This window comes from Rhodovibrio sodomensis (genome assembly GCF_016583645.1).
In the GTDB taxonomy this organism is placed as follows: Bacteria; Pseudomonadota; Alphaproteobacteria; order Kiloniellales; family Rhodovibrionaceae; genus Rhodovibrio; species Rhodovibrio sodomensis.
Map to the genome: position 1 here is coordinate 1 of NZ_NRRL01000148.1, position 10660 is coordinate 10660.

General features: G+C 70.5%; 9 protein-coding genes and 1 pseudogene. All 10 read left to right on the forward strand.

The annotated features are described in order from the left end of the window. Positions 1 to 756: 756 nt before the first annotated feature. Positions 757 to 1458, forward strand: coding sequence for a response regulator transcription factor (locus CKO28_RS24880; protein WP_200343668.1), 702 nt, complete (start codon positions 757 to 759; stop codon positions 1456 to 1458). Positions 1459 to 1538: 80 nt separating this feature from the next. After that, positions 1539 to 3188, forward strand: coding sequence for a stimulus-sensing domain-containing protein (locus tag CKO28_RS24885; RefSeq protein ID WP_200343647.1), 1650 nt, complete (start codon positions 1539 to 1541; stop codon positions 3186 to 3188). 248 nt (positions 3189 to 3436) lie between these two features. After that, on the forward strand, positions 3437 to 5692 hold the full coding sequence (locus CKO28_RS24890; protein ID WP_200343654.1) for a sensor histidine kinase: 2256 nt from the start codon (positions 3437 to 3439) through the stop codon (positions 5690 to 5692). Between the two features lie 54 nt (positions 5693 to 5746). Beyond that, a complete protein-coding gene (locus tag CKO28_RS24895) occupies positions 5747 to 6235 on the forward strand; it encodes an HPr kinase/phosphorylase (RefSeq protein ID WP_200343656.1) in 489 nt (162 codons plus the stop codon). 4 nt (positions 6236 to 6239) lie between these two features. Beyond that, on the forward strand, positions 6240 to 7262 hold the full coding sequence (gene rapZ, locus CKO28_RS24900; RefSeq protein WP_200343657.1) for an RNase adapter RapZ: 1023 nt from the start codon (positions 6240 to 6242) through the stop codon (positions 7260 to 7262). A 73-nt stretch (positions 7263 to 7335) separates the two neighbouring features. After that, positions 7336 to 7521 carry a hypothetical protein gene (locus CKO28_RS24905; RefSeq protein WP_200343659.1) on the forward strand — a complete coding sequence of 62 codons (186 nt, stop codon included), beginning with the start codon at positions 7336 to 7338 and terminating at the stop codon, positions 7519 to 7521. After that, positions 7518 to 7910: pseudogene (locus CKO28_RS24910) on the forward strand (PTS sugar transporter subunit IIA); the annotation flags it as partial. The gene CKO28_RS24905 and the pseudogene CKO28_RS24910, both read left to right, overlap by 4 nt. 83 nt (positions 7911 to 7993) lie before the next feature. Then, on the forward strand, positions 7994 to 8275 hold the full coding sequence (locus CKO28_RS24915) for an HPr family phosphocarrier protein (protein WP_200343663.1): 282 nt from the start codon (positions 7994 to 7996) through the stop codon (positions 8273 to 8275). Next, positions 8275 to 10146 (forward strand): phosphoenolpyruvate--protein phosphotransferase, encoded by a 1872-nt coding sequence (ptsP, locus tag CKO28_RS24920; protein WP_200343664.1) that lies wholly within the window; start codon positions 8275 to 8277, stop codon positions 10144 to 10146. The genes CKO28_RS24915 and ptsP overlap by 1 nt, the downstream gene beginning before the upstream one ends. Before the next feature lie 250 nt (positions 10147 to 10396). Further along, positions 10397 to 10660, forward strand: a 264-nt coding sequence (locus CKO28_RS24925; protein ID WP_200343666.1) for an adenosylhomocysteinase, incomplete at its 3' end; no start/stop codon positions are given.

A 10660-nucleotide genomic window follows, 5' to 3' on the forward strand; every position in this document is an offset into this window, starting at 1 on the left:
CCCGGCGGACCGACCACGGCCTGCCCGTGCACAGCTTCCAGAGCCTGCTCGACGACCTGGGCACGCTGTGCCTCAACACCGTCAGCATGCCCAGCAACCCGGCCTACAGCTTCGATCAGCCGACCCAGCCCACGCCGCTGCAGGCCAAGGCCTTCGACTTGCTCGGCGTCAGCCCATGATGTAGCCAGAGCGGACTCGCCCGTGGCGCCAATTCTTTGAGCATCATCAGGGAGTTACTGTTCTGGCCAAATACAAAGTTCAGTCTAGAGCAAGATGCTGAAAGGTGAAGCCACCTTTCAGCTGAATCTTGCTCTCTCTTCAAGCAGTTGAGCAAGATTCACGATGCTGGTCGACACGACCTTCATCGACTTTACTCTAGCCGATTTCCCCGCCCCGCCACCGGCGCCAACGGGGCAGCCCGAACGCGCCGTCCCGACCGGTTTCGAAGGTCGGCGGCACGCAAAGGTCACGTCACGCATCGCGATCGCCGGCGCCACGCGCGAACTTGACCGCGGTCGGATCGCCGGATGCCAGACCGCGCGATCGTCACCGATCTGCCGCAATCCCGCCGCACCGGCGCCGCGACCGGACCCGATAGAGGGCACGCTGCCCGATTTTCCGGACCCGGCGCAAATCGCACGCCTGCCGGTTCTAAGTCCCGAACAACGTGTAGAATTCCTGCCAGGGGGCAACCATATGCTGAACCAGACCCAAACGCGCGCTGCCGCACCGTCCGCGGGCACCATGACCGACGCCATGCAGAACACGATCGCCCTGGTCGACGACGACCGCAACATCCTGACTTCGGTCTCGATCGCCCTGGAGAGCGAGGGCTTCAAGGTTCGTACCTACGCCGACGGGACGGAGGCGCTGCGCGGAATCCAATCGCACCCGGTCGACGTCGCGGTGCTGGATATCAAGATGCCGCGGATGGACGGCATGGAGTTGCTCAACCGGCTGCGCGAGAACTCCACCCTGCCGGTGATCTTCCTGACCTCCAAGGACGAGGAGGTCGACGAGGTGCTGGGCCTGCGCATGGGCGCGGACGACTACATCACCAAGCCGTTTTCGCAGCGCCTGCTGATCGAGCGGATCCGCGCCCTGCTGCGGCGCGAGCGGCTGGCTGGGCGGATGGAGGAGGCGACCCCGGAGGAGCAGGCGATCCAGCGGGGCAACCTGATGCTGGACCCCAGCCGCCACCTGTGTTCCTGGAAGGAGCAGGAAGTGAACCTGACGGTGACCGAATTCCTGATCCTGAAGGCGCTGGCACACCGGCCGGGCCACGTGAAGTCGCGCGACCAGTTGATGGACGCGGCCTACGGCGAGAGCATCTACGTCGACGACCGGACGATCGACAGCCACATCAAGCGGCTGCGTAAGAAATTCCGGCAGGTCGACAAGGAATTTCAGCAGATCGAGACGCTGTACGGCGTCGGCTACCGGTACCGCGAAGCGTGACTGTGCGAGGCTGAAGCAACGTGCCCCGGGGGGACAGACACGGACGCGCCCGCCCGCCGGCCGGCGTGGGGACCGGACCGGTGGACGGACAGCCGGCCGAACGGCGGCGCGGCCGGCGCCGGCGGCCGCGCGGGGCGTGGCGGTCGCCGCTGACCCGGCGGATCCTGGCGCTCAATGTGCTGGTCCTGGCGGTGCCGGTTCTGGGCCTGCTGCACCTGGAGCAGTACCGCGACAGCCTAATCGAGGCGGAGCTGGAAGCGCTCGGCACCCAGGCGCGCGCGTTCGCGACCACGCTCGCCGGCAGCGCGGTCGTGGTGACCCAGTCCGGCGAGGAGAAGCTGCTCGCCGAAGGCACGCGCCATGCCATGCGCGTGCTGCTGGCCGGCAGCGACATCCGCGCCCGCCTGTTCGGGCCGGGCGGCGATCTGGTCGCCGACAGCTTCGTCCTGATGGGCCCGGGCGGGCAGGTCACAGTCGAGGAACTGCCGCCGCCGGAGCCCGGCGGCTGGATGCCGGAGATCTTGGAACGGGCGTACAACTGGGTGCTCGACTACGTCCCCAGCGACGAGCTGCCGGTCTACCAGGAGGCGCGCCAGCAGCGCGCGGCGCAGTATCCGGAGGCCGAGCGCGCGCTCGCAGGCGACGCCCACAGCCGGGTCTACCGCGACCCCGACGGCGGGCTGGTGCTGTCGGTCGCCGTGCCGGTGCAGCGCTACCGCCAGGTGCTGGGCGCACTGATGCTGACCAAGGACGGCTCGGAGATCGAGGCGGCGGTGCGCGACCGGCGGCTCGACATCCTGGTGGTGTTCGCGGTCGCGCTCGGCGTCACGGTGCTGCTGTCGGTCTATCTTGCGGGGGCGATCGCCCGGCCGCTGCACCGCCTGGCGGAGGCGGCCGACCGGGTCCGCCGCGCGCAGGGCCGGCAGGTCGAGATCCCCGACATGTCGAAACGCCGGGACGAGATCGGCGACCTGTCGGTGGCGCTCGACGACATGACCCAGGCGCTCTGGGACCGGCTGGACGCGATCGAGCGGTTCGCCGCCGACGTCGCGCACGAGATCAAGAACCCGCTGACGTCCGTGCGCAGCGCGGTCGAGACGGTCGCCCGGGTCGACGATCCCGAGCAGCAGAAAAAGCTGATGGGGATCATCCTGGACGACGTGCAGCGCCTCGACCGCCTGATCTCCGACATCTCCGACGCGTCCCGGCTGGACGCCGAGCTGTCGCGCGCGCAGAGCGAGCCGGTCGGACTCAGCCGCCTGCTCGACGCGCTGGTCGAGGTCGAGGGCGCCACCTCGAAGGAACGCGGCGGCCCGACCTACGCGATCGAGCTGCCGCGCGCCGCCGACGGATCGACCGACCCGCTGACCATTCAGGGGCTGGAAGGCCGGCTCGGGCAGGTGTTCCGCAACCTGCTGTCGAACGCGGCGACCTTCTCGCCGACCGACGGCACGATCCGGGTCGGCGCGCGCCGGGCCGACGGCTGGGTTCAGGTCGTCGTCGACGACCATGGGCCCGGCGTTCCGGAGAACAAGCTGAAGGCGATCTTCGACCGCTTCTATACCGAACGGCCGAAGGACGAGAAGTTCGGCACCCACTCCGGCCTCGGCCTGTCGATCTCCAAGCAGATCGTGGAGGCCCACGGCGGCAGCCTGGTCGCGGAGAACCGGCGCGACGCCGAAGGGCACATCGCCGGCGCCCGGTTTACGGTGTGGCTGCCGGCCGAGTGAGCGCCCGGGGGCCCATTCGAACGCGGCGGCAAATCCCGTCGCCGTCGCCCTCTATCCGGTCCGCGCGTGTGGAAGACGGAGCAAATTTAGGCGGACCGGCGACTCGCCCGAAAGCGATTTTGTTTTCTGTTAAAACGTTAATTGATTATTAGCGCCCGTTAGCGTGAAAATGCAGCGTGAACTGGGGACTCTCTATTCCCGCACCGACCACAGCCGGCCCCGCCATGCTCGCGCGTTCGAAGTCCAAGTTGACCTGGCTGGTTGGCGTCCTGGTCGCGCTGCAGTTGCTGGTGCTGGCCGCGGGGGTGGCCGGCATCTACCTGGTCGACATTGGCCGCTCCTACCTGGAGGGGCAGAGCCATTACGCCAAGGCCAACTACGAAGCCGCGGCGGCGCTCAAGACCTACGTCCAGACCGGCGATCCGCAATATTACGACGCGTTTCAGGCGGCGATCGCGGTGCCCAAGGCGTTCACGCTCGCCAAGGTGCTCGCCGATCATTCCGACTTTCCGGTGGAGGACGCGGTCGAGCTGCTGGTGCCCGCCGGCATGCACCGGGGCGACGCCGCGGCCGCGATCTGGATGTACCGCCTGCTGGCCCCGACCTACGTGCTGAACGACGCCAGGAACGCTTGGGCCGACGGGAACCGTATGGTGCTGGCGCTGGAAAACGTCGGGCTGACGGCACACGCCTACCTGATCGGTCAGGAGAACCTGCCGCCGGTCCGCCGGGCCAGCCTGTTGGCGCAGGTGGTCGGCACCAAGGCCGCGCTCAGCATGCACACCCGACGGTTCGCGCGCGAAGTCAGCGCGGCCGCGCGCAAGGTGGAAAACGCGGTGATCGCCGGCATGGTGACGCTGACCGGTTTGCTGGCGGCGGGCGGCATCCTGGTCGGCCGGCGCACCGCCCGGCGGCTGAGCGAGGGCGAGCGCGAGCTGATCGCCGGGCAGGCCCGGCTGCGCGACATCGCCGACACCGCGGCCGACTGGTTCTGGGAACTCGACCGCGACCTGCGCTTTTCGTTCGTCTCCCGGCGCTTCACCGAGGTCACCGGCCTGAGCGCGGAGACGGTGCGCGGACGTAGCCCGATGGAATTGTTCGCCGATCGCCTGACCCGCGGCTGGCCCCGGATCGCCGCCAGTCTGCGCAGCCGGCGCGCGTTCCGGAACCTAACCGCCACCGCGCGCGGCGGCGACGGCACGGCGATCACCCTGCGGCTGAGCGGCCGGCCGTTCCACGACGCGGCCGGCCGGTTCGCCGGCTATCGCGGCACCGCCAGCGACGTCACCGCCGAGATGACCGCCCGGCGGACCGCCGAGCGGCGCCGGGAAATCCTGGAGGCGACCTTCGAGAGCATGGCCGACGCCGTGATCGCGCTGGACGCCGACTGGTGCGTGCTGGCGGCGAACGAACGCTACTTCAACCTGTTGCGGCTGCCGCGCGACCTGGTGCAGCCGGGGACCGGGGTCGGCGAGCTGATCCGCTACCGCGCGGCGCGCGGCGACTACGGCCCCGGCGACCCGGACGAGCTGGTGCGCGCCCGCGCCACCGTGATCCACGGCGGCACCGGCGAGCACCTGGTCGACGACCACACCAGCGGCCGGACGCTTGCGATGCGGATCACCCGCCTGTCGGGCGGCGGCGCTGTGCTGACCTACAACGACGTCACCGAGCGCGAGCGCAAGGAGCGCGAGCTCGCCCGCGCCAAGGAGCAGGCGGAACTGGCGAACCGCGCGAAGAACGACTTCCTGGCCAACATGAGCCACGAACTGCGCACGCCGCTGAACGCGGTGATCGGCTTTTCGGAGGTCATGTCCAACGGCCTGTTCGGTCCGATCGACGACCGCTACCAGACTTACGCCCGCGACATTAACGACAGCGGTACCCACCTGCTCGAGCTGATCAACGACATCCTCGACCTGTCCCGGGTCGAGGCCGGCCGGATGCAGCTACAGGCGGAGGCGATGGACGTCGCCAAGACGGTCGAATCGGCGATGCGGATCCTGCACGACCGGGCCGACGCGCACGGCATCGAGCTGGTCGCCGAGGTGCCGGACGGGGTGCCGCGCCTGTACGCCGACCCGACCCGGGTGCGGCAGATGCTGGTCAACCTGCTGGTCAACGCGGTCAAGTTCTCCGACCCCGGCGGCCGGGTTACCCTGCGCGCGGCGCCGGAGACCGACGGGCTGGCGATCAGCGTGATCGACCAGGGGGTCGGCATCCCGCCGGAAGACCAGGAGCGCATCTTCAACCCGTTCCAGCAGGCGACCGGCGACATCAACTGGCAGCGCAACCGCGACGGTGTCGGCCTGGGCCTGTCGCTGGTCCGGCATTTCGCCGAACTGCACGGCGGCCGGGTCGAGCTGCAGAGCACCGTCGGCGTGGGCACCCGGGTCACGATCCAGCTGCCGGCCGACCGGCTGCGGCCCGCCACTGACGCCGCTCCACGGACCGACGAGACGCCGGCGAACGCGGCGCCCACCGCCCGTGTTTCGGGCGATTAGCCGGACGCGTCACGCTGGCGCCGGTCCGGGCGTGCGGGGTAGGCTGGGGAGGTGATGGACGCCACCCGCCTGCACGCCAGCTGTGCCGTCCTGAACGCCCGCGCCGTGCTGCTGCGCGGGCCTTCGGGAAGCGGCAAGTCCGACATCCTGCTGCGTCTGGTCGCGGCGGCCGGCGCCGGTCTGGTCGCGGACGATCAGGTGTTGCTGGCGCGCGATGGCGATGCGCTGGTCGCGCGCGCGCCCGACAGCCTGCAGGGTGTGATGGAAGCGCGCGGGGTCGGCCTGCTCCGCCTGCCGGCTGCCGGGCCGGCGCGGGTTGTGCTGCTGGCCGACCTGACGCCGCGCCCGCGGCGCCAGCCGGACCCGGCGCACGAGACCGTGCTGGGCTGCCGGCTGCGGCGGGTCGAAATCGATCCCGGGGCGGCGTCGGCTGTCGCAAAGCTGCAACTTGCCCTGGGAGGCCGGGGCGCCACTATACTTCCCGACGATTGGCATCCGGCCGGGCCGGCCGGCCCCGACGGCGACGGCGAGGACACGTGCTAGCGCCATGAGCGAGGATCGCGACCAGCCGCGGGAGGCGGCCCCGGAGGCCGCCGACCCGTCCGAGCCGGACGCCGGGCCGGACAGCGCGTCCGGGACCGCGCCCGCCACGGCCTCCGGGCTGCGCGGACGTCAGCGCGTCGTGCTGGTCACCGGGATGTCCGGGGCCGGCCGGTCGACCACCCTGAAGGCGCTGGAAGACGTCGGCTACGAGGCGATCGACAACCTGCCGCTGCACCTGGTGGCGACGATCGTGCACGAGGGCGGGCTGCAGTCGCCGGTCGCGATCGGCGTCGACATCCGGACCCGCAATTTCGCCGTGCAGCCGTTCCTGGACGCGCTTAAGCGGCTGGAGAGCGACCCCACGCTGGCGGTCACGCTGTTGTTCGTCGATTGCGAGGAGGAGGTGCTGCGCCGGCGCTTTACCGAGACCCGCCGCCGCCACCCGCTGGCCCAGGGCCGGCCGCTGACCGACGGCATCGCGGCGGAACGCCGGCTGGTCGCCCCGCTGCGCAAGCGCGCCGACATGACGATCGACACCTCGACCCTGTCGACCCAGGACCTGCGCCGGGTGATCTCCGCCCAGCTGGGACTGGCGGCGGCGCAGGGCATGGCGGTGTTCGTCACCTCGTTTTCCTACAAGAACGGCCTGCCGCGCGAAGCGGACCTGGTGTTCGACGTCCGGTTTCTGCGCAATCCGCACTACGACCCGCAGCTGAAGCCGCTGACCGGCCGCGACCCGGCGGTGGCGGACTACGTCGCCGGCGATCCCGACTTCGCGCCTTTCTTCGGCGGCCTCACCCGCCTGTTGAAGCGCCTGCTGCCGCGCTACGAGCGGGAGGGCAAGAGCTACCTGACGATCGCGCTCGGCTGCACCGGCGGCCGGCACCGCTCGGTGGCGCTGGCGGAAAAGCTGGCGGCCGAGCTGAAGAGCGCCGGGCGCAGCGTCACGCTCAACCACCGCGAACTGGGCGTGGGCGGCGACGCGGAGCAGGACCCCGCCGACCCGCCGTCGCCGACTCCCGGTTAAAGCAAGATGCTGAAAGGTGAAGCCACCTTCCAGCATCTTGCTCTCTCTTCAAGCAGTCAGAGCAAAATTCACGATGAAGGTCGACCAGACCTTCACCGATTTTGCTCTAGACGGGCGCGCGGCAACGCGGTGCTTGCACACCCGAGCGATTCACGCGACAGATCGCGGCTACGGCCCGCGCTGGCCGGGCATCCCGGCACCCGGCCGGCCGGCTGCGGCGGCCATGACCGGCGCGAAGCGCGTGCAGGAGGACGGATGATCGGGATGGTCCTGGTAACCCACGGGCGGCTCGCCGCGGAATTCATCTCCGCGCTCGAGCACGTCGTGGGCCCGCAGCAGCAGATCCAGGCGGTCTGCATCGGCCCGGACGACGACATGGAGCGCCGGCGTCAGGAAATCCTGAGCTACGTCGGCGAGGTCGACGACGGCGACGGGGTGGTGATCCTGACCGACATGTTCGGCGGCACGCCGTCCAACCTGGCGATCTCGGTCTTGAGCCAGGGCAAGGTGGAGGTGATCGCCGGGGTCAACCTGCCGATGCTGATCAAGCTCGCCACCCTGCGCAAGACCGAGCCGCTGGACACCGTGGTCGCCAACGCCCAGGAGGCCGGGCGCAAGTACATCAACGTGGCATCGCAGCTGCTGCACGGCGGCGTCGAGCCGAACCGCGCCGGTCCGACCGGCGGCCAGAACCCCGGCCGGGCCAACCCGCGGGCGGGCGCGGGCAAGAAATGAGCGATGCCGCCAGCCAGGCGCGGCGGGTGACGATTCGCAACCAGCGCGGCCTGCACGCCCGCGCCGCCGCCAAGTTCGTCAAGACGGCCGAAGCCTTCGAGGCGGAAATCCGCGTGGTCAAGGACGACACCGAGGTGCTGGGCACCTCGATCATGGGGCTGATGATGCTGGCCGCCGGCCCGGGCACCGAAATCGACCTGCGCGCCACCGGCGCGGACGCGGAGCCCGCGCTCGACGCGCTGGCCCAGCTGATCGACCGCAAGTTCGACGAGGATTGATGTCCGAGCGCTCCCGCCACGGCGACCCGCGCGGCACCGGCGCCGCGCACGCCCCGCAAGGTGTGTCCCGGGGATCGTCCGGGCCCGGCGGGTCCGCGCGCGATGCCAACGCGCGCGGAATCCAGGACCGCGGCGAGCGCGTGTTCACCGGCCTGCCGGTCTCCCCCGGGGTCGCGATCGGGCCCGCGCACGTGCGCGACACCGGCGACCTGAAGGTGGTCGAGTACTGCGTGACCGACGACCAGGTCGAGGCCGAGGTCGCGCGCTTCGACACCGCCGTGCGCAAGGCGCGCAAGCAGCTCGGCAAGGTCCGCGCCAAGGCCGAGAGCCTGCACGGCTCGGCCGCCGAGGAGCTTGGCTATCTGTTGGACGCGCATCTGCAGATGCTGCGCTCGCAGTCGCTGATCGGCGGGGTCGAGCGGCGCATCCGCGACCGGCAGGTCAACGCCGAATCCGCCGTCACCGCGGAGATCGCGCGGATCGCCCACGACTTCTCCGAGATGGACGACCCCTACCTGAAGGCGCGCGCGGAGGAGTTCCGCGAGGTCGGCGCCCGGATCGTGCGCAACCTGATGGACGCGCCCTTCACCACCTTCGACGCGCTGGAGAGCAACTCCATCGTGATCGCCGAGGAGGTCACCCCCGCCGACACCGCGCTGATGGACCCGCAGCGGATCGCCGGTTTCGCCACCGTGCTGGGCGGCGCCGAGGGACATACCGCGATCATGGCGCGCTCGCTCGGCCTGCCGGCGGTGCTCGGCGTCGCCGACCTGCTGGGCCAGGTGCTGCCGGGCGAGCAGATCATCGTCGACGGCTCGCGCGGGCGGGTGATCGTCAACCCGACCGAGGCGCGCCTGTCGCGCTACCGCGAGCGGCTGGCGGAGATGAAGCGGGAGGCGCGCCAGCTGGCCAAGCTGCGCGACCTGCCGGCGGTGACCCGCGACCATCACCGGATCACCTTGCAGGCGAACATCGAGCTGCCGCGCGAGGGCGAGCAGGCGGTCGCCGCGGGGGCGGAAGGCGTCGGCCTGCTGCGCACCGAATTCCTGTACATGAACCGCGACGACCTGCCGGGCGAGGACGAGCAGTACCAGGCGATCCGGCAGATCCTGGAGACCATGCAGGGCCGCCCGGTCACGGTGCGCACGCTCGACGTCGGCGGCGAGAAGCTGGCCTGGTCGCTGGGCGACCACCTGGGCGATTCGGTGAACCCCGCGCTCGGCCTGCGCGCGATCCGGCTTAGCCTGAAGCAGCGCGATCTGCTGGATACCCAGCTGGCCGCGGTGCTGCGCGCCGCCCGCCACGGCCCGGTGCGGATCCTGCTGCCGATGGTCTCCAGCACCTACGAGATGCGCGAGGCGCGCCGGGCGCTGCACGAAGTCGCCCGCGACCTGGCCGCGCGCGGCGAGCCGGTGCCGGACCCGCTGCCGCCGCTGGGGGCGATGATCGAGGTGCCGGGCGCGGCCCTGTCGGCGGACGCGCTGGCGGCGGTGTCCGACTTCTTCGCCATCGGCACCAACGACCTGACCATGTACACCCTCGCGATCGACCGCGGCGAGGAGCGGGTCGCCCACCTCTACAACCCGCTGCACCCGGCCGTGCTGCGGCTGATCCAGTTCGCCGTCGAGGCCGCGCTGCGCGCCCGGATCCCGATCTCGGTGTGCGGCGAGATGGCGGGCGATCCGCGCTACACGCCGCTGTTCCTGGGCCTGGGCGTGAGCGACCTGTCGATGTCCTCGGCCGCGCTGCCGCGGGTCAAGCAGCGGATCCGCCAGCTGGAGATGCGCGCGGCCAGCCATCGCGCCATGGCGATCATGGACCAGCACGACACCGGCCGCATCGCCGCCCTGCTGGACGACTTCGCCGGCTGACCGCGGGCGGTTCGTCCCGGATTCGGTGTGGCCTGCCGGTAACTTGCCGGCGTGTCGGTCGGCTGCTATTTCATCTGCGCAGCTCGCCGCGTGCGGGCGCGGCGCGCAGCCCCGCGCGCCCGCCGCGCCGTCCAGCGCACCCGTTATCAGTCACGCGTCTAGCGCAGAAACGATGCAAGCCGGACCGGCTTCGATCGCGAATCTTGCTCTAGCGTCTTGAACAGCCAACCGGAAGGAGCCGACCCGAACCATGGCCGACCAGCAGGACTACAAGGTTGCGGACATTTCGCTCGCTGAGTGGGGTCGCAAGGAGATTGCGATCGCCGAGACGGAGATGCCGGGGCTGATGGCGCTGCGCGAGGAGTACGGCCGGGACAAGCCGCTGCGGGGCGCGCGGATCGCGGGCTGCCTGCACATGACGGTGCAGACGGCGGTCTTGATCGAGACGCTGACGGCGCTGGGCGCGGAGGTGCGCTGGTCGTCGTGCAACATCTTCTCGACCCAGGACCAGGCG

Excerpts from the sequence above, each read along its gene's own strand:
- CKO28_RS24880 (WP_200343668.1), top strand. The coding sequence starts at position 757 with ATGCAGAACACGATCGCCCTGGTCGACGACGACCGCAACATCCTGACT.
- CKO28_RS24905 (WP_200343659.1), top strand. The coding sequence starts at position 7,336 with ATGAAGGTCGACCAGACCTTCACCGATTTTGCTCTAGACGGGCGCGCG.
- CKO28_RS24915 (WP_200343663.1), top strand. The coding sequence starts at position 7,994 with ATGAGCGATGCCGCCAGCCAGGCGCGGCGGGTGACGATTCGCAACCAG.
- CKO28_RS24895 (WP_200343656.1), top strand. The coding sequence starts at position 5,747 with ATGGACGCCACCCGCCTGCACGCCAGCTGTGCCGTCCTGAACGCCCGC.
- rapZ (WP_200343657.1), top strand. The coding sequence starts at position 6,240 with ATGAGCGAGGATCGCGACCAGCCGCGGGAGGCGGCCCCGGAGGCCGCC.
- ptsP (WP_200343664.1), top strand. The coding sequence starts at position 8,275 with ATGTCCGAGCGCTCCCGCCACGGCGACCCGCGCGGCACCGGCGCCGCG.